The organism is Cephaloticoccus capnophilus (genome assembly GCF_001580045.1).
Lineage (GTDB): Bacteria > Verrucomicrobiota > Verrucomicrobiia > Opitutales > Opitutaceae > Cephaloticoccus > Cephaloticoccus capnophilus.
On record NZ_LSZP01000004.1, the window covers coordinates 62,365 to 81,009 of the forward strand.

The window sequence follows — 18,645 nt, forward strand, 5'->3', positions numbered from 1 at the left end:
CGAGCCGTCGCCGCCACGCTTGAAACGGTTCACGACCGTCCGCGCGGTCAGTGTCAGAGGTCACAGACCATCCACTGCGCGTGGGGCGGCAGCGTGTCGCTGCACCCATTTACCGAACGCTTGGTTGCCGTGCGCAAGCACGGCAACCAAGCGTTCGGTAGAAAGGAGCCCAAACTTGGAGGCGGGAGTTTACTGGTGATTTTTCCCACCTCGCCCAAACGGGTTATCACTCTACTTTCCCCTCTCTGTAGAAGTGCGCATCACGAGTTCATCGTTTTCGATTGAGAAGTGGATGGTGGCGTTTTCGGGGATTTCGCGGGCGATTAGGGCGCGGGCGAGGCGGGTTTCGATTTGGCGTTGGAGGAAGCGTTTGAGCGGGCGGGCACCGAAGACCGGGTCGTAGCCTTTTTCGGCGGCCCATTCGCGGGCCTTTGGCGAAAGGCTTACGTGGATGCGGCGGTCGGCGAGGCGGGCATTTAGGTCGGCAAGGAGCAGGTCTACGATTTGAGTGATTTCGTCGAGGTTGAGCGGTTTGAAGAGGAGCGTTTCGTCGATGCGGTTGAGGAATTCGGGTCGGAAGCTCGCGCGTAGTTCACTCATCACGCTTTCGCGGACAGTTTCGGGGATGGTGCCTTCCGCGTTCGTGCTCACGCCTTCCAAGAGGAAGCGGGAGCCGATGTTGGAGGTCATGATGAGGATGGTGTTTTTAAAGTCTACGGTGCGGCCTTGGGAGTCGGTGATGTGGCCCTCGTCGAGGACTTGTAGGAGGACATTGAATACATCGGGGTGCGCCTTTTCGATTTCGTCGAAGAGGACGACGGCGTAGGCTTTGCGGCGGACGGCTTCGGTGAGTTGGGCGCCTTCGTCGTAGCCGACGTAGCCGGGGGGCGCGCCGATGAGCCGGGAGACGCTGTGTTTCTCCATGTACTCGGACATGTCGATGCGGACGATGGCGGCTTCGCTGTCGAAGAGGGTTTCGGCGAGGGTCTTGGCGAGTTCGGTTTTGCCGACGCCGGTGGGGCCGAGGAAGAGGAAGGAGCCGACGGGGCGGCGCGGGTCTTTGATGCCGCTGCGGGCGCGCAAGATGGCTTCGGTCACGAGGGTGACGGCTTCGTCTTGGCCGATGACGCGTTGGTGGAGCACGGCTTCGAGGCGCAGGAGTTTATCGCGTTCGCCCTCGACTAGGCGGGTCACGGGCACGCCGCTCCACTTGGCGACGACTTCGGCGATTTCTTCTTCGGAGACTTCTTCGCGGAAGAGCGTGCTGCGGGTTTTCGGCGCGGCGTTTGTCTCTGTGTCGGAGGCGCTTTCTGCGGCTGGCGCGGGCGTGTCTGACGAGGCGACTGGGGCGGCGGCGGGTCGGCCCGAAGAAGTGTCCGCGCCTGTAGCAGCTTTACCCGAAGAAGTGGCCGCGCCACTGCGCAAGGCGGGCGCCTCTGCGCGGGCGTCGGCTTTACTCGTGGTTTCGGGGGATTCGCCCGCACGGGTTTCGGCTTGTTCGGTTTGCTTTAGCTCGGCTTCCAGTTGCGGGATTTTCCCGTGGCGCAGTTCGGCGACGCGGTTGAGGTCGTAGGCGCGCTCGGCGGCGTCCATCTCGAGCCGGGCGGCGTCGAGTGCTTCGCGGAGTTTGCGGGTTTTCTGGACGCTCGCCTTTTCCTTTTCCCATTGGAGGCGCAGGGCGTCGGCTTGGGCTCGGGTCTCGGCGAGTTCTTTGCGCAGGGCAGCGAGGCGGGTTTTGCTGGGCTCGTCTTTTTCTTTGGCAAGCGCGGCTTCTTCGATTTGGAGGCGGAGGACGCGGCGGCTGAGTTCGTCGAGTTCTTGCGGCATGGAGTCCATCTCGGTGCGGACGGCGGCGCAGGCTTCGTCGACGAGGTCGATCGCTTTGTCGGGGAGGAAGCGGTCGGCGATGTAGCGGTGCGAGAGGAGCACGGCACTGACGAGTGCATTGTCCTGGATGCGCACGCCGTGGTGTAGCTCGAAGCGTTCGCGCAAGCCGCGGAGGATGGAGATGGCGTCTTCGGGGCTGGGTTGCTGGACGAGGATGGGCTGGAAGCGGCGCTCGAGTGCGGCGTCTTTTTCGATGTGTTTGCGGTATTCGTCTAAAGTGGTCGCGCCGATGCAGTGGAGCTCGCCGCGTGCGAGCATGGGTTTGAGGAGGTTGCCGGCGTCCATCGCGCCTTCGGTTTTGCCCGCGCCGACGATGGTGTGCAGCTCGTCGATGAAGAGGATGACGCGGCCTTCGGATTGTTTGATTTCGGCGAGGACGGCCTTGAGGCGTTCCTCGAACTCGCCGCGATACTTCGCGCCCGCGACGAGTGCGCCCATGTCGAGCGCGAAGATGGTTTTGTCCTTTAGTCCCTCGGGCACGTCGCTACGGAGGATGCGCTGGGCGAGGCCCTCGGCGATGGCGGTTTTACCGACGCCGGGCTCGCCGATGAGGACGGGGTTGTTCTTGGTCTTGCGGGAGAGGATGCGGATGGTGCGGCGGATTTCTTCGTCGCGTCCGATGACGGGGTCCATCTTGCCCTTCCGGGCTTGGGCGACGAGGTCGATGCCGTATTTTTCTAGGGCTTGGTAGGTGGCTTCGGGGTTGTCGGTGGTGACGCGCTGCGCGCCGCGCACCTCGCGCAAGACGTGTAGGACGGAGGCGCGGTCGAGGTCGAAGCTTGCGAGGAGTTTTTTGAGGGGCTCGGGTTTGCCGACGTCGAGGAGTGCGAGGAAGAGGTGCTCGACGGAGGTGTAATCGTCTTTGAGCGCGGCGGTCTCGGCCTCGGCGCGGGTGAGCACTTCGTTAAACGCTTGGGTGACGTAGACGCGCGAGGTGTCTACGCTGCCGCTGACTTTGGGGAGGCGGTCGAGCTCGCGGGTGAGCGCGAGCGTGAGGGCGGCGGGCGTGATGTGGAGCTTTTCGAGCAGGCCGGGGACGAGGCCGCCTTCTTGGGCGAGGAGCGCGGCGAGTAGGTGCCAGGTCTCGACTTCGCTGTGCGAGTGGCGGCGGGCGAGCGATTGGGCCTCGGTGATCGCTTGGCGCGACATTTGGGTGAGTTTGTTAAAGTCCATGATGCTTTTGGGGAGTGCAGGACGCGTGCCTTGCGGGTGGGGGCGCTGCACGAGAGGGGCGCGGGCGGGGCGAAGCGCGGAGGCTGGGGCCGCGGCGGGACTGACTGGCGCGGGCTGTGACTCGGGGGCGAAACACTTTGGCGCAGCCGAGATGGGGTGAGTGGGCGCTGAGGCGCGGCGGCCGCGAGTGGCGGGGCCTTTCCTTACTTCGTGGACGCTACTGGACTCGAACCAGTGACCCCCTGCGTGTGAAGCAGGTGCTCTAACCAACTGAGCTAAGCATCCGACGAGTGTTTCTGCAGCCTCGCGAGGCCACAGTGCGGCCGTTGTTGCCAGATGCATTTAGGAAAATCCACACAAAACAGTCGTGTGCCTTCATTTGGCCGCTCTGCTTTATTTGGCGCTTCGTCGAGGCACTAAGCACTCCGAATACGAGTAGTTGGATTTTGATACGTATCTTTTCTTAGTTTATGCCAAAAGGTGCTCAATAGACTTGCGGGCAAGATAGGCGCTCCTAGCGGTGTCGTGATATTATGGATACGCCCCAATCCCAGCCCCAGCGGGCCTCGGCAGCTCTAGGAAATCGTGTTGCGCGAGGGAAGTGCGTGGGCTCCGCAGGGGCCTTTGTTGCTGTGATCGCTGTGTTTCTGGGCGGCGGAGTAGGGCTAACTTCTGCGCAAATCTTGCCCCCTGCGACTGCTTACCAGTGGAGTGGGGGCGCAGGGACGAGTGCGTGGACGGATCCCCAAAATTGGCTTGGCGGGGTGGTGCCGCCGGATGAGTCGGAGGTGCTTTTCGGCAATGTGCCGAGTGGCGCAGCGGGGGAGGCCAAGCTGGTCGAGAACTCGCTTACGAACCGGAAGCTGCGCGCGCTATGGTTTGAGAGCGGCTTCGATTATACGCTTAGCGGCGAGTCGCTCTGGCTCGGGGACACGCTCGCGGATGACGGGCGGCTCATCACGGTGCTCAACCGCGAGGGGCGGCACAGCGAGATCGTGATTAACAGCGCGGTGAACGTTTCCACGCTCAACCCCACGCGCGTGTTTCGCATTTATAACGAGAGTTTGGGCGGGCTGCGTTTTAACGGGAGCTTCAACACGGGCGGGCACACGATTCTGGTCGAGGGGACGGCTGGGCTGCGCTTTGCGGGGGCGATTTCGGGGGCCGCGGGGATGGCGGGTGAGTTGCGCGTGGCTATGAGTGGCGGGCCCGCAGTGTTCGCGGCGGATAATTCTGCGTGGGCGGGGACGATTAACATTGATGCGGGTATGGCGGTCGTCACGGCCAACGGCGCACTCGGCAGCACCGCCCTTGTCACGCGCGTGGCGGACGGGGCGACACTCGCCTTTCGCCAAGCGAATTTGGGCGAAGGGCTACTGTTGAACTACACGAGTGCGAAGACGCTGCACCTCACAGGTGAGGGCGTGTGGCGTTGGGGCTTTGGGAATGTGGGTGCGCTCTACAGCGACGGCGGGCGTAACAGTTTTGCGGGCGACATCGTGCTGATGGGCGACGCGGCGATTGGCGCGCGCATGGATACCCTGCGGCTCACGGGGGCAGTGACGGGCAACGGCTCGCTGACGAAGCTTGGCCGGGGCATTGTCTCACTCGCCAATGCGGGTAACGCCTACACGGGCGCGACGATTATCCGCGAGGGCGGGCTGTTGATAGAAAGCGAAGCGGCGCTACCGGGCGGTTTCGATAAAACGGATACGGGCACCAACATCGTGCTCGCTGGCGGCGTGCTGGTGTTTCAGACCAGTCCTTATCAATTTAAACGGCAGCTTGGGACCGGCCCGGGCCAAATCCAGTGGACGGGCAGCGGCGGGTTTTCGGCGACGGGCACGGGGAATGCGGCTTACCTTACCTTGACCAACGAGGACGGCGTCGCAGGAGGAAAGCTCACGTGGGGGCAGGGTGGCTTCGTGCCGTTTGGGTCCGCGTTTCTCTTTGGCTCGGAGTATTCGGCAGGAACCGTGGAGTTGAGAAACGCGGTCGACCTCGCCGGTGGCCAGCGCGAGATAAACGTCCACCGCAACAGTGTCGGGTCTTTTATCGGCAACTTTACCAATGGCGGTCTGATTAAGACAGGCGATGGCCTGTTAATGATTCGCGGCGGGCTCCTCTATACGGGGCCGACCGTGATTCGCGAGGGCGCGTTCATCGTTCCGGAGAATCAGGCGATCGCCACCAACTTTCAGCTCGGGGGCGGCACAATCATGCTCGCCGGCTCTGGGACTATAGGCGAGACTGCTGTGAATCTCGGTGCGGGGGCGGGGCAAGTGCAGTGGCAGGCGGGGCGAGACGGCGGGATTACCGTCTTCGGCGGGTTAGTGCAGACGCTGCGCTTCAATGGTTCGCAGGCTGAGATTACTTGGGGGCAGGAGTATTTTGTCGGGCTCGATAACACACTCATTTTCGGCCACCGCGATAACTCGCCGGCACTCATCCTTGATACTGCGCTCAACCTCGCGGGCGGCGAGCGCACGATTCGCGTGATCGATGGGATTGCGCAGTTTGGACCGGGGCCGCTCTACGCCGAGCTTAAGTTTACCCAGGCCTTGAGAAACGGCAGCTTGCGACTCGTGGGCGATGGGCGCGCGGACATGGCGGTCGCCAACGACGAACTCGAGGGCAGCGTGACCGTCGAGGACGCCGAGCTGCGTCTAAACGAAGGCGGCAGCTTGAGCGCAATCAGCGCGCTGCGAGCCGAGCGCAGCGGCATCATTACCCTCGATAACGCGGGCACGAACACTGCCGCGACCGGCGGGGTAAACCTGACTGACCGCGTGCGCGATGCGGCGACGGTGACGCTCGATGCGGGCTCATTTCGCTTTTGGGGGAGCGATGCCGCGGACGCGGTTTCGTCGGAGACGATTGGCGCGGTGACGCTCGCGGGCGGCGATAACACGATAGACGTAGTTAACCGCAGCAGCGGCGCGAGCGGATCGGCGACGCTTAACCTCGCCTCGCTCACCCGTAGTGACGACACCGCGACGATTCGCTTTACGAACTCGGCGGGCATCGGGCGCTACACGGCCACGGCTCCCGGTCCGCGCTTGCGATTCGCCACTGCGCCCGCACTCAGCGGCGGCATCTTGCCCTGGGCGACTGTGACCGACGGTAGTTTTGGGACGCATTGGGCGACCGTGACTAGCGACCGCTACCTCGTCGCCTACAGCGAGAGCGATTACAAAACCACTGCGCCCTCGACTTGGACGGCGACCGACAACGTCTCGATTGACCAATTTTACTACGGTATCGGCCAACTTAAGGTGAACTCGCTGCGCTTCGGAAACTGGGCCCAGCTCAACTTCCAATTCCCCAACGCATCGACCGTGCTCGATATTATTTCGGGTGGGCTCCTCGCCGCAAACGGCGGCTACATGCAGTTTGGCCGAGTGACCACCAGTGCCGATGTGCTTCATATCCACATCCCTTCGCCGACCGTTAATACCCAGCTCGACATCTCGTCGGAGATTTTTGGGAGCGCGAAACTCGTAAAAAGCGGAGAGGGAAAACTCCTCCTCTGGGGCCAGCAGGCCAACACCTACACCGGCACGACCTATGTAAACGGAGGCATCCTCGCCCTCCACAAGACCGGCGGCGGAAACGCGATCGTGGGCGACATCGTGGTGGGCGATTTCGCCGGCGAAGACTTCCTCCTTATTGCGGCCAGCCACCAAATCGCCGACACGGCCAAGGTGACGCTACGCGGCGTGTGGCCTAAGCAGCCGACCGACTTTGGCGGCTTCCACGAGGGCATCTTGCAGCTGAATAACGGCAACGTGCTGCCCGGCGTGCGCGAGGCCTTTGATACACTGCACATCGAAGGACGCGGCGTCATAAACTTCGCAGGCGGCGAAGTGACGCGGGCAAACTACCTGTACCTCAACCACCTGACCTTTGCCGACGCGGACTCGCGGCTTCTTATCCGCAAATACGTCGAGCAAGCCGACTACCTGCTCATCCGCCGCACATCGGCGAGCGCAGTGGCCCTCGGGCAAATCATTTTCGCCGACTACGGCCCGGCACGCTTCGCCCCTTTCGACGAACATTTCATACGCATCACCCCCTTCCCCGAACCCACGACCTACGGCGCAATTTTCGGCTTAGTAGGACTGGCCCTTTGGGCTTTTAGGAAAAAACAGGGACTGAAGACGCGTGCCCCAAAAATGCGAGTCGCTCATTAGAGGCTGGTTGATGCGCTTTTTCCCACTGCGCGTGGGGCTGATTTCCCACTACGCGTGGGGCGGCGGTCAGTGACCGCTTCCATTTAATTTGGGATTTCGCAACGCGCTATCGCGCGAAAGCGAAATCCCAAATTTGAAATCACTCCCCTCTGTCGCGTTGCGACAGGGGAAGTAGAGTGATAACCCGCTTGGGCGAAGTGGAGAAAATCACCAGTAAACTCCCGCCTCCAAGTCTGGGCTCCTTTCTACAGAGCCGCTTGGCCGCTGTGCGAATGCACAGCAGCCAAGCGGCTCTGTAAATGGGTGCAGCGACACGCTGCCGCCCCACGCGTAGTGGGAAATCTGCCTTCAGGGCGGCTCGCGTTTGAGACGGAAACAGACCCTGGCCTCTGGGCGGATTGCGAGTAGCGTGGCGGCGGAAAAGAGGCGCGCCATGATTTCATCTCGCGAAAAATGCCCAACCAGCCGCCGGGCACTTTGTTTTCTGCGGCTCGCGCTGCTGGTGTTCGTGTTGCCGTGCGCGCTTCTGGCGCGGCCCTTTATTGTCTTAGTTTACAATGTCGAAAACCTCTTCGATGCGGATTCGCAGGCACTGTTTCGCGATTATCAGCCGCCGCATTACACGCGCCAGCATGTCCTCACCAAGCTCGAATCAATCACGCATGTCGTAAGCCAGTTCGAGGGAGGGCGCGGGCCCGACATCATTTTGTTTCAAGAGATTGAGGTCGATCAGACGAACGGCGAGCCAGTGCCCGACTACGATGCGATCCTCCGGCGTTATGCGCACACGACGATTCGCGACATGTTGGGCGAGCGCTTTGACGCGGCGGTGGCCGATCTGCCTGCCGAAGCACTCCTGCTCAAGGCAATGGCGGACCGCGGCATGACGGGGTACACCGTCGTGCGCGGCGAGGCTGTGCAACTGGAGCCTGTGCGGGCTCTCGCTCAGAAGAATGTCACCTTTACGCGCTTCCCCGTGCGCCGCGCGGCCTCGCACCCGACGCTCAACGCGCGGGCGATTCTCGAAGTGGAAGTCGAGGTCGATGGCGCGCGGCTTTATTTATTTAACAACCACTGGAAATCCGGCGCGGGTAGCCTCGCCGAGGAGCAGACGCGTATCGCCAACGCGCGAACCTTACGCGATCGGCTCGACGCGATTTTAGCCGAGGACCCGAGTGCGGACATTATCGTGGCGGGCGATTTTAATTCGCAGCACAACCAAAAGCAGCGTTACCCGCAGATGGGGACGACCGCGCTTGGCGACGTGTTGGGCTCGCAGGGCGACGAGCTTGCGATACGCCGCCGCTGGCCGCGCGCACTTTATAACTTGTGGTTTGAGTTGCCGCCGGAGGAGCGCGCCAGCGACGCCTATCAAGGCGAGTGGGGCACACTCATGCAGATGCTACTCACGCGCGGGCTCTACGATTATCGCGGCGTTCAGTATGTGGATAACTCATTTGGCGTCGCGCGGCTCCCCGGCGTAAACGTGAGTGATAACGGCCTACCCAAACGTTGGAGTTTCGCAGGGCCGCGCGGCTCGGGCTTCTCCGACCATCTGCCGATTTACGCGAAGTTTATCACAGTCGATGACGGCGACACAGAACGCGGCATTTGGCTGAAAAACCCCTCAGCAAACGAGGGGATTGGGCATGTGAACTGGGTTGATTTTTCTAAAATCGATATCGAGCGCGTCGCCCTGCGCTTGAGCGAGCTCGGCGGGGCTGCAGCCCTGCGCGACGACGCACTCAAAGGCCGCATCATTCGCGTCGTCGGTCGGCGTGCTGCGGGCAGCCGCCTCGCGGTCCTTATCGATGGCGAAAGTTTCGACGTCTGGATTCCCGAAAAGGAGCTGCGCGACCGGCTGCGGCAGCGGTGGCGGGCGGGCGCGAGCGTCCAGTTTTACGGCGAGCTCGGCCAGTACGGCGGCAGGTGGCAATTTGTCATTCGCGACCCGAGCTGGGTGAAATAGCGCTCGCAGAGCGTTTTTATTGAACAGCAGCGCGGCTCGCTCCTTGGCTCGCTGTCCGCGCGATTTCACCGCTCGCCGTCCGCGCGCTAAGCTCATTCACTCTGTGCCCATGTCCCTAAAACTCTACACTTACGCGAAATGCAGCACTTGCCGAAATGCAGTGAAGTGGCTGCGCGAGCGCGGCATCGTTTTTACCGAACACGCGATTCGCGAGACAGCGCCGAGCCCTGCGGAGCTGCGCACGATGCTTGCGGCCTATGGTGGCCCATCCGAACTGCGCCGGATTTTTAACACTTCGGGCATGGACTACCGCGCCCAAGGGCTCGCGCAAAAGCTACCCGAAATGAGCGTGGACGAGGCACTCGCTTTGCTCGGGCAAAATGGAAACCTCGTTAAACGGCCCTTCCTGATCGGCGAGCACGAAGGCCGCTGCGTCGCACTCGTCGGGTTTAGGCAAGCGGAGTGGGCCGCGCAGTTGAGCGCGTAAACGCGACCAATCGCCCGCGCGGGTGCTCCCCATCGCTACCCGCGCGAGGGCGCTGAAGGATTACCCGGCGTTGGCCGCTGTGGCGCTGACCACGCGCCAAAGCGCAAGCCTCGCCATTCATGGCGAGGTCAAGCGAGGCAGTTGTTCTATGGAGCCGAAGGCTCCGCCAACTGGTGGAGGAGAAGCCCCGGACGCAAGGCCGGGGTTCTTCACTTCGTCGCTCGCGCTGCGCAGGGCAGCGACGAGTCGCGGGTCGCCCGCGAGCTCGCCCCACAACGCGGGCTCTGTGCAAAATGCGGCGACGGGGTCCGCCGCTGCGCAAATCGCGTGCGCCCGCACTTCGTCCATCGCTTGGTCTTGGTAGCGGTAGGGTAGCGCCCCGTGATGCCAGCGTTGTAAAAACACGAGGAAGAGCCAGAGCACTTTAGCCGTCGCCTCAATGCTCGCGCCGCGCGCCAAACATTCGCGCACGGTGGGCGCGATGAAGCCCGGGATTTTTGAAAACCCGTCTGCGGCGACGCGTTGATTGGTGTCGCGAATGGCGGGGTTGGCGAAGCGGGCGATCACGACGTCGCGATAGGCGGGTAGGTCTACCGGGCTGGGCTCACCCGAGGGCGAAGTAAGGCAGGGGATCACGTCTCGCGTGACGTAGTCGTAGGCGATTTGGCGGATGTCGGGCTGCGCCGTTCCCTCGTGGATATAGCTTAGCCCGCGTAGCGTGCCCGCCCAAGCGATCGCGCTGTGGCTGGCATTGAGGATGCGGATTTTAGCCTCCTCGTACGGGGCGACGTCGCGCACGAGCTCGGCGCCTACACGCTCCCAAGCCGGGCGGCCTGCAATAAAATCGTCCTCGATCACCCATTGAAGAAAGCTTTCGGCCATGACGGGTGACGCATCTGCCCAGCCGGTCGCGGCGTGGATGCGCGCCCGCAGCTCGGGCGGTGGGCGCGGGGTGATGCGGTCGACCATGGCATTCGGGCAAGTCGTGTTTTGCTCCGCCCACGCGCGCAGCGCGTCGAGCCCCGCGAGTCGCATGAATTCCAAGAGTGCGGCGCGAAACTTGCCGCCGTTGTGCCGGAGGTTATCGCAGTTGAGCAGGGTGACGGGCCCGCTGCCATTAGCGCGGCGGGCTTGGAGGATGGCGCAGATTGCGCCGTAAAGCGTGTCGCCCGGCTCGCGGGCTTGGGTGTTGCGCGCGTGCGCGATTGCGGCGGCAGCTTCGGGCATTTGCGGGTCGAGTGCGCCGCGGCCATCCAGGTAATAGCCCGCTTCAGTGACGGTGAAGGAGATGACGCGCGTGGTCGCCGCGCTGCCGCGTGCAATCACGGTGGCGAGCCCCACTTCGTAGGGGATGACTTCGTGCAGGGCGTGAATGCGCTCGTAGTGCGTTGTCCCGTCTGGGGCGATCGTTTCGAGCGTGTAGTGCCCCCCTTGGGCGGCGAGGGCTTCGACCGCAGCGCTCGGGTCGGGGCGAATGTTTGCGCTGATGAGTTGCCAAGCCGGAAAGCCGTTTTTTGCGGGCGCATCGCGTGCTGTGCCCGTGGAGGCGGCTGTTTCGAGGTCGAGCAGCCGTTGGTGGTAAACGGCTTGGTGGGCGCGGTGGAAGGAGCCGAGCCCGAGGTGCAGTTGAGTGAGCGCAGGCTGATCAGTTTGGCGTGTCGCTGGGGGCGGCGGCGGCGCGGCGTTCTGGGGGAGTTTGGTCGCTGGGGTTGGGGTTGTCATGGTGTGGGGAAGGTGGGGCCTTGCTTTGCGACGCGTAAGTCGGGGGCGGCACTGCGTGGCGGGGCGCAGGCGTGTCGTCCAAGTGGGCCTCGCCCGCCGCGTTACGCTCTACGTCGTCGATGGCGCGTTTGAACTCGTCTTCGACGTTGCTCGCCGCTTTGCGGAATTCGCGCATGGTTTTGCCGAGCCCCCGTGCAAACTCGGGCAGTTTTTCCCCGCCAAAGAGGAGCAGCACCACAAAGAGAATCATCATGAGCTCGGGGCCGCCGAGTCCTTCGATGAAGGCGAGGTGAGTGGTGAACGACGGGGCGTACATGGGAGGGCGGGCACTGTGAATGGCTCGGGCGGCACATGTAAATTTAAAGTGCGCGCGCTGTGGTCACTACGCTTGCGTGGGGAGGCTCGCCGCCTAGTCTACCTCTACATGTTGCCCAAGGCCCTCACCCTTATCGGATTTTTTGCCCTGCTCGTTTTTGGTGCGGCGAATTTACGCGCAGAGGAAAGCGAATCGGCGCCTCCGTCTGCACTGGCCGCGCCAAGCGAAGTCGGTGAGCCGGTGCCGAGCGAAACTCAGCCCGCCCCGGCGGCGAGCGCGGCGCAGCTCAAAGTGGCGGTCATTCCCATCCGTGAGGCTATCGGTAAGCCGGTGCTCTATGTCGTGCGCCGCGGGCTAAAAGAGGCGATCGAGCTTGGCGCGGACATTGTCCTGATCGACATGGACACGCCGGGCGGCGAGGCGGGGGCGATGCTCCAAATCATGGAGGCATTCGACAAATTCCCTGGGAAAAAACTCACTTACGTAAACAGCGAGGCCATATCGGCGGGGGCGATTATCGCTTCGGTGAGCGAAGAGATTTACTTCGCCCCGCGCGGTGTGATGGGGGCGGCGGATGTCGTGACCGGCAGCGGTGGGGACATCCCCGCTGGGATGAAGCGCAAGATCGACAGCTATCTTTCCGCCAAAATCGAGAGCTACACGACGCATGCGCCGCGCCGGGCTGACGTGATCAAAGCGATGCGCATCCCCGAATTCGAGTTCAAGCTCGACGGGCAGGTTATCAAAGAGAAGGGCGAGCTGCTCACACTCACTGCGGAAAAGGCGATCGCGCTCTACGGCGATCCGCCCACGCCCTTACTCGCCGCTGGAGTCGCCGACGATATCGCTTCGTTACTCGACAGTCGTTTCGGCTCAGAGGGCTACGCCCTCACGCGGCTCGACGAGACTTGGTCGGAGCAACTCGCCGTGTGGCTCTCGGGGCTTGTGCCCCTCATGCTCGGGCTCGGCCTGCTGGCGCTCTTCATCGAGTTCAAAACTCCGGGCTTCGGGATTTTCGGCATCGCGGGGGTGACGCTGCTCGGGCTCGTTTTCTTAAGCAACTTCGTCGCCGGGCTTTCAGGTCACGAGCCGGTTCTGATTTTTGCGCTCGGGCTAATCCTTGTCGCGGTCGAGCTTTTCTTCCTCCCCGGCACAGTCGTTTTCGCGCTTAGCGGCATCCTGCTGCTGCTCGGCTCGCTGCTCTGGTCGATGGCCGACATTTGGCCAAACGAGCCGCTGACGATTTCGGCAGACGTCTTCCTCAGCCCGCTGATGAACCTCGGCACCGGTCTCGCGCTCGCGATTTTTGGGGGGCTGGCACTGCTGCGCTTTTTACCTAAAGGCATGTTCTGGGATCGTGTCGTGCTCGCGGCCGCGGCGACTGGCACCAGTGCGCCCGAGATTGAGGAGGAGAGCTTGATCGGCCGCGAAGGCGTGGCCGCCACCGCGCTTTTCCCGAGCGGCCAAATCGAAATCGACGGCCGGCGCTACGAGGCGCGCGTCGCCGTGGGCACGGTCGATGCGGGCGAACGCGTGCGTGTCCGCGCGCGGCGCGAATTCGAGCTGCTCGTCGAGCGTGCCGATTCGCCGCCCCCGTTTCACGTAAGCGCCGCTGCCGAGACAAATGCCTCTGCAAGCCCGTCAACCGAGCCTCTCGCCCAAGCGGAAAGCCCGCAAAACGCTGCTGCCGCCCCAGCCTCGCCCGCCGCGAGTAACGCCGAAGGGAGCCTGCGCGCATGACCGCTATTTTAATTTGTTTCGCGATCGGCTCGCTCCTGATTGGCTTCGAGGTTGTAGTGCCCGGCGGGATACTCGGCACGATTGGCGGCGTCGCGCTGCTTTGCGCGGTCGGGCTGAGTTTTCACGACTACGGAGTTAACGGCGGCGCGCTCGCCTTTGTCGCTGCACTCGTGCTCGTCGTGGCGGTGCTCTTTATCGAGTTTAAGATCCTTCCGAAGACGGCACTCGGGCGAAGCCTCTTCTTAGAAGGCAGCGTCAGCGGCACGGCGACTGCCGAGCCGCAGCAAAGCCTCGTCGGGGCACGTGGCGAGGCGATCACAACGCTTGCGCCGAGCGGCTACGTGCTCATTGACGGTCGCCAGCACGAAGCCTTTTCTCGCAGCGGTTTCATTTCGGCGGGAAAGCCGGTAAAGGTTGTCGCTGCCGAGAGTTTTCGCCTCATCGTCATCTTAGAAAATACGCCCTAGCCCTTAGCGCTTTCCTCCACAGTCTCTCGCCCTCTCTTTTCGTTTTTCCCCAATTATGAACTTAACACTCGTCATCATGATCGCGGCGGTGGTCGCCGGTCTGATCGTCCTCGGTATCGTTATCTCGTTTTTCAATGTCTGGCTAAAGGCTTGGCTATCCGGTGCTTACGTGAGCCTGGTAAACCTCGCTATGATGCGCCTGCGCGGTGTGCCCTACGGTATCATGGTCGAGGCGCGCATCCGCGCGGTGAAGGCGGGCATCCAACTCGAAATCAACGAAATCGAATCCCAATACCTCGCCGGAGGTAATGTCATTGCCTGTGTCCAAGCGCTGATCGCCGCGCAGAAAGCGCGCATCGAGCTCGATTGGCAGCGCGCGTGTGCGATCGACCTTGCGACCAAGGGCTCGGGCAAGAGCGTCGAGGAAGCGGTCCGCACCTCCGTCGACCCCAAGGTGATTGATTGCCCCAACCCCGAAGGTGGGCGCACTACGATCGACGGTGTCGCCAAGGACGGTATCCAAGTCAAAGTAAAGGCCCGCGTCACCGTGCGCACCAACCTCGACCGCTTCGTGGGCGGTGCGAAGGAGGAGACGGTCATCGCCCGCGTCGGCGAAGGTATCGTGACCACGATCGGCTCGGCGGATAGCTACAAAGTCGTCCTCGAAACGCCCGACAGTATTTCCAAAACCGTCCTCTCTCGCGGCCTCGATGTCGGCACTGCCTTCGAGATTCTCTCCATCGATATCGCCGACGTAGACGTGGGCGACAACGTCGGCGCGAAGCTTCAAGAAGCGCAAGCCGAGGCCAACAAAAACATGGCCCAAGCCCAGGCCGAAATCCGCCGCGCGGCCGCCGTCGCGCTCGAGCAGGAAATGAAGGCCAAAGTGCAAGAAATGCAGGCGAAGGTCGTCGCCGCGAAGGCCGAAGTGCCGCTCGCGATGGCCGATGCCTTCCGCAGTGGTCGCCTCGGCGTCATGGACTACTTCCGCATGGAAAACGTCCAAGCCGACACCGACATGCGTAAGTCCATCTCCTCCGACAACGGCGAGTCGCAATAAGCGACTCGCTCCGGTCACGCCGTAGCCGCTGGCTGCTCTGCTTCCCGCGTAATTCCTCGCCCTCTCTCGCCCTTCCTCCTGTGGACTGGATTCTCGACCACCTCCAACTCGTCATCGCTGTGGCAGCGGGCTTTGCCTACTGGCTGAGCGCGCGCCAGCATCAGAAAGCTGCTGGCGAAAACGAAGCGGAGGGGCAGGGCGGGCAGCCCCAAGCCGAGCTTCACGACGAAGAACGTGCGGCTCGCGAGCGGGCCGAGCGGGCCCGCCAAATCCGCGAAGAGATCCAGCGCAAAATTGCCGAGCGCCAAGGCGGCCCCGTCGTCCATCCGTCGCGGCGCCCTGCCGCCGCCCCGCGTCCCCAGCCTGCGCGCGCCCCCGCTGCCCAACCGCAACGCGCCCCCGCTCGCCCAAATGTGTCCAGTAGTGCGGCTGCGCGGCCCGACCTCTACGCGGCACTCGCCGAGCAACAGCGGCGCCTCGCGGCCGAGCAGCGCCGACTCGCCGAAGCCCGCCTCCAAGCAGAGGCTATCCGGGCCGGCGCACAAAGTGCCCAGGCGACCTCGCCTCAAAGAGGCGGCGCTGCCTCTGGCTCGGCGCGGCGCGGCGGCTTTATTCGCGCGCAGCTTCGCGATCCTGCTGGACTCAAATACGCAGTCGTCCTGCGCGAAGTGTTGGGCCCACCTGTGGGCCTCCAAAACCGCTAGCCACACACACACTCGGTGCCGCCTGCGCCCGCGTGTTCCGCGCCTTTCCCGAAGCTTAACTTTGATGACTTCCTCTCCCCTAGACGATATGGCTGAGTCGATCAGCCCCATTGTAGCGACTTTCGACAAGCCCACTTACTCGGTGCGGCGCACACGCCGAAAGGAGATTGGCCACGGGCTCTACATTAAGGATCCGGTCTCTGGCGAAACGCTCTTCACCAAGGACGTGGTCGAGAACCAGATGGTGATCCCCAGCAGCGGCCACCACCTGCCCATCGGCGCACGCGAGCGGCTCGGCTTTCTGATGGACGAGGGCAGCTTCGTCGAGAGCGATGCCAAGCTGCGCAGTGCCGACCCGCTCGGGTTTAAAGACTCGATTGCGTACCCCGACCGCTTGCGCAAATACGAAAAAGCGAGCGGCCTCTCGGAGGCGGTGATTTGCGGAGTGGGCGCGATTCAAGGCATTGAGGTCGCGATCGCAGTGATGGATTTCCGGTTTTGCGGCGGGACGCTCGGCTCGGCCACGGGCGAGAAAATCACGCGTACGATCGAGACGGCGATTTCGCGCAAAATCCCCTGTATCATTTTTAGCACTTCGGGCGGCGCACGGATGCAGGAAGGGATCCTTTCGCTGATGCAAATGGCGAAGACGAGTGCCGCACTAGGGCGCCTCGCCGAAGCGGGCTTGCCCTACATCTCGGTGCTCACGCATCCGACCACCGGTGGCGTGTCGGCGAGCTATGCGACACTGGGCGATGTGATTATCGCCGAGCCGGGGGCATTGATTGGCTTTGCCGGGCCGCGCGTGATTAAGGATACGACCAAGGTCACGCTGCCGGAGGGATTTCAGACTTCGGAGTTTTTGCTAAACCTTGGGCTGATCGACCTAATCGTGCCGCGCCCGCAAATGCGCGCACAGATCGCTGCACTCTTGCAGGCGCTTTATGTGGGGAAAAGGCCTGAGGCGGAAGCGGCCAAGAAGTGAGGCCGCGCGCCTGGCTTGACCCGTGCCTGCATCCGCTCCCCGTCCCCGCACTCTTAACGAGCGTCGCCCCAAATGCCGTCCGACTCCTCTGCTTCTTTAACCGCGCGTTATGCGGAAGTATGCGCCTACCTCTTTGGCCTAAAAGCGACTCACGGGCTCAAGTTTGGAATCGACCGGATGCGCAGCTTTGCCGCTGCGCTAGGGAATCCCGAAGCGGCGCTTCCGCTCGTGCATGTCGCGGGCACAAATGGGAAGGGCTCAGTCGTCGCGATGCTCGACTCGATTTTCCGCGCGGCAGGCTGGCGCGTGGGGATGTATACTTCGCCGCACCTAGTGATGCTCGGCGAGCGTGTGCAGGTGCAGCGGCACGCGCTGCGCCCTGAGGAGATCGTCGCGTATGTGGACGAGTTACGGCCGCTCGCGGAGCGAGTAGGCGGCGGAAACGCTGAAGATTGCCCGAGCTTTTTCGAGTTCATGACCGCGATGGCCTTGCTGCAATTTGGCCGCCAACGCTGCGACATCGGGCTCGTAGAAGTGGGCTTGGGCGGGCGCCTTGATGCGACGAACATCGTCACGCCCGAGCTGAGTATCATTAGCTCCATCGGCATGGATCACTGCGAGATGCTCGGGCACTCGCTCGAGGAAATCGCCGCCGAAAAGGCCGGAGTCATTAAGCCGCAAGTCCCCGTCGTTATCGGGCGGCTGCCAGCTGCGGCGGAGGCCGTTGTCCGTGCACTGGCTGCCGAGCTCGCTGCGCCAGTGCACAGCGTGCGCGAAGTTTTTGGCGAAGGCGATGGGCGGGGGGATTGGGCGGCATATCCGCAGACAAACCTGGAGGGCGATTACCAGCGCTGGAATGCGGCGACCGCCACGCTCGCAGCACGCGTGCTGATGGCGCAGAACCCGCGCTGGGCACTCACCCCTAGCTGCATCAGCGAAGGGCTTGCGCAGGTGGCGTGGCCGGGGCGTTGGCAGCGCGTGCAAGTCGGCGGGCGGCTTTTAATTTTGGACTCTTCGCACAATCCAGAAGGAGCGGGCGTGCTCGACGCCAACCTCGCCAGGCTCGTCGCCGAAACGGGGCGGCGGCCCGTGGTGATTGCGGGCGTGCTCGGGGCGGCGCGCGCGCGGCCCTTACTCGAAACGATTTCGCGGCACGCGAGCGCACTCCACCTCGTCGTGCCTGACCAAGCACGCGCATGCAGTCTGGATGAACTGATGGGCCTAGTGCCGCCAGACTTTCGGGGGAAGGTCGTTCCCGATACCGTTGCCCAGCTTTTTCCCGCCGCAGGCCAGTGCACGGCAGGTAGGGCGGAGGATGTGCTTGTCGTGACTGGCTCGATTTACCTCATCGGCGAAGTCCTCGCGCGTCTCACCCCGCCAGAGCGCGCCCCCGAGCCGCGTTTGCAGGATTTCTAAACGCGAGCAGACCCTAGCTGGGTTAGTTTGATTTGCGCGCCGCATCTTGTCCGCCAGGTAAATGTCAGAGGTCACAGACCTCCACTGCGCGTGGGGCGGCGGTCAGTGACCGCTTCCATTTAATTTGGGATTTCGCATCGCGCTATCGCGCGAAAGCGAAGTCCCAAATTTGAAAGCATTCCCCCTGTCGCGTTGCGACAGGGAGGGGAAAGTAGAGTGATAACCCGTTTGGGCGATGTGGGAAAAATCACCAGTAAACGCCCGCCGCCAAATAAAACAGCCTGCGGCTGCCGCCCCACGCGTAGTGGGAAAAGGCGATAGGCCGGGAGCAGGAACTACGATGCGGTTTTTTAGAATTTAGTGAGCTAAACTAGGTAGCCTGTTTCGATTTTATATCGGGCGGCCTGGGCGCTTCTTGGGCGCATGCTAACGGCTCATACTATCAGAAGTTTTCTGATGCTTTTTATTACGCAGTGTATTACTGTCACTCTGTCATACGCAAATCCCCCCCCCCCCCCCCCCCCCC

Annotated in this window: 12 protein-coding genes and 1 tRNA gene; 9 read left to right on the forward strand and 4 right to left on the reverse strand. The window is 62.7% G+C overall.

What is annotated here, in order from left to right; translation table 11 throughout:
• Positions 1-231: 231 nt before the first annotated feature.
• Both AXK12_RS08420 and AXK12_RS00725 read right to left on the reverse strand, forming a co-directional pair.
• Positions 232-3,111: an ATP-dependent Clp protease ATP-binding subunit gene (locus tag AXK12_RS08420; RefSeq protein WP_197456937.1), complete on the reverse strand. Its 2,880-nt coding sequence runs from the start codon at positions 3,109-3,111 to the stop codon at positions 232-234.
• Positions 3,112-3,271: 160 nt separating this feature from the next.
• Positions 3,272-3,345: transfer RNA gene (locus AXK12_RS00725), tRNA-Val, on the reverse strand.
• A gap of 347 nt (positions 3,346-3,692) precedes the next feature.
• Between AXK12_RS00725 and AXK12_RS00730 the strand changes: the two genes are divergently transcribed.
• The 3 genes from AXK12_RS00730 (at position 3,693) to AXK12_RS00740 (ending at position 9,709) form a co-directional block, all read left to right on the forward strand.
• Complete coding sequence (locus tag AXK12_RS00730) at positions 3,693-7,253, forward strand: autotransporter-associated beta strand repeat-containing protein (RefSeq protein WP_231863463.1); 3,561 nt, start codon at positions 3,693-3,695, stop codon at positions 7,251-7,253.
• A 433-nt stretch (positions 7,254-7,686) separates the two neighbouring features.
• Positions 7,687-9,222, forward strand: coding sequence for an endonuclease/exonuclease/phosphatase family protein (locus tag AXK12_RS00735; protein WP_068710860.1), 1,536 nt, complete (start codon positions 7,687-7,689; stop codon positions 9,220-9,222).
• Positions 9,223-9,331: 109 nt separating this feature from the next.
• A complete protein-coding gene (locus AXK12_RS00740) occupies positions 9,332-9,709 on the forward strand; it encodes a Spx/MgsR family RNA polymerase-binding regulatory protein (protein ID WP_068710861.1) in 378 nt (125 codons plus the stop codon).
• A gap of 117 nt (positions 9,710-9,826) precedes the next feature.
• Here the strand turns inward: AXK12_RS00740 and dalD are convergent, their stop codons facing one another.
• On the reverse strand, positions 9,827-11,431 hold the full coding sequence (gene dalD / locus AXK12_RS00745) for a D-arabinitol 4-dehydrogenase (RefSeq protein ID WP_068710862.1): 1,605 nt from the start codon (positions 11,429-11,431) through the stop codon (positions 9,827-9,829).
• The gene (locus tag AXK12_RS09560) at positions 11,355-11,747 is read right to left on the reverse strand and encodes a Sec-independent protein translocase subunit TatA/TatB (protein ID WP_068710863.1); all 393 of its coding nucleotides are present in this window, start codon (positions 11,745-11,747) and stop codon (positions 11,355-11,357) included. Before AXK12_RS09560 ends, dalD begins: the two co-directional genes overlap by 77 nt.
• 108 nt (positions 11,748-11,855) lie before the next feature.
• Here AXK12_RS09560 and AXK12_RS00755 point away from each other — a divergent pair, with 108 nt between their 5' ends.
• The 6 genes from AXK12_RS00755 to AXK12_RS00780 all read left to right on the forward strand — a co-directional run bounded on the left by AXK12_RS00755 (position 11,856) and on the right by AXK12_RS00780 (position 18,119).
• On the forward strand, positions 11,856-13,487 hold the full coding sequence (locus AXK12_RS00755) for an NfeD family protein (protein WP_082782531.1): 1,632 nt from the start codon (positions 11,856-11,858) through the stop codon (positions 13,485-13,487).
• Positions 13,484-13,954, forward strand: a complete 471-nt coding sequence (locus AXK12_RS00760; protein WP_068710865.1) for an NfeD family protein — start codon at positions 13,484-13,486, stop codon at positions 13,952-13,954. Before AXK12_RS00755 ends, AXK12_RS00760 begins: the two co-directional genes overlap by 4 nt.
• Positions 13,955-14,009: 55 nt before the next feature.
• Positions 14,010-15,014 (forward strand): flotillin-like protein FloA, encoded by a 1,005-nt coding sequence (floA, locus tag AXK12_RS00765; RefSeq protein WP_068710866.1) that lies wholly within the window; start codon positions 14,010-14,012, stop codon positions 15,012-15,014.
• 80 nt (positions 15,015-15,094) lie between these two features.
• Positions 15,095-15,718, forward strand: a complete 624-nt coding sequence (locus tag AXK12_RS00770) for a hypothetical protein (RefSeq protein ID WP_068710867.1) — start codon at positions 15,095-15,097, stop codon at positions 15,716-15,718.
• Between the two features lie 64 nt (positions 15,719-15,782).
• Entirely contained in the window at positions 15,783-16,703 is a 921-nt protein-coding gene (accD, locus tag AXK12_RS00775; RefSeq protein WP_231863464.1) for an acetyl-CoA carboxylase, carboxyltransferase subunit beta, read from the forward strand.
• Positions 16,704-16,775: 72 nt separating this feature from the next.
• Complete coding sequence (locus AXK12_RS00780) at positions 16,776-18,119, forward strand: bifunctional folylpolyglutamate synthase/dihydrofolate synthase (RefSeq protein WP_068710868.1); 1,344 nt, start codon at positions 16,776-16,778, stop codon at positions 18,117-18,119.
• Positions 18,120-18,645 lie beyond the last annotated feature (526 nt).

Bases quoted from the DNA above. Each gene is read 5' to 3' on its own strand.
- dalD (WP_068710862.1), bottom strand. From the start codon at position 11,431: ATGACAACCCCAACCCCAGCGACCAAACTCCCCCAGAACGCCGCGCCG.
- AXK12_RS00735 (WP_068710860.1), top strand. From the start codon at position 7,687: ATGATTTCATCTCGCGAAAAATGCCCAACCAGCCGCCGGGCACTTTGT.
- AXK12_RS00780 (WP_068710868.1), top strand. From the start codon at position 16,776: ATGCCGTCCGACTCCTCTGCTTCTTTAACCGCGCGTTATGCGGAAGTA.
- accD (WP_231863464.1), top strand. From the start codon at position 15,783: ATGACTTCCTCTCCCCTAGACGATATGGCTGAGTCGATCAGCCCCATT.
- AXK12_RS00740 (WP_068710861.1), top strand. From the start codon at position 9,332: ATGTCCCTAAAACTCTACACTTACGCGAAATGCAGCACTTGCCGAAAT.
- floA (WP_068710866.1), top strand. From the start codon at position 14,010: ATGAACTTAACACTCGTCATCATGATCGCGGCGGTGGTCGCCGGTCTG.
- AXK12_RS00760 (WP_068710865.1), top strand. From the start codon at position 13,484: ATGACCGCTATTTTAATTTGTTTCGCGATCGGCTCGCTCCTGATTGGC.
- AXK12_RS09560 (WP_068710863.1), bottom strand. From the start codon at position 11,747: ATGTACGCCCCGTCGTTCACCACTCACCTCGCCTTCATCGAAGGACTC.
- AXK12_RS00755 (WP_082782531.1), top strand. From the start codon at position 11,856: ATGTTGCCCAAGGCCCTCACCCTTATCGGATTTTTTGCCCTGCTCGTT.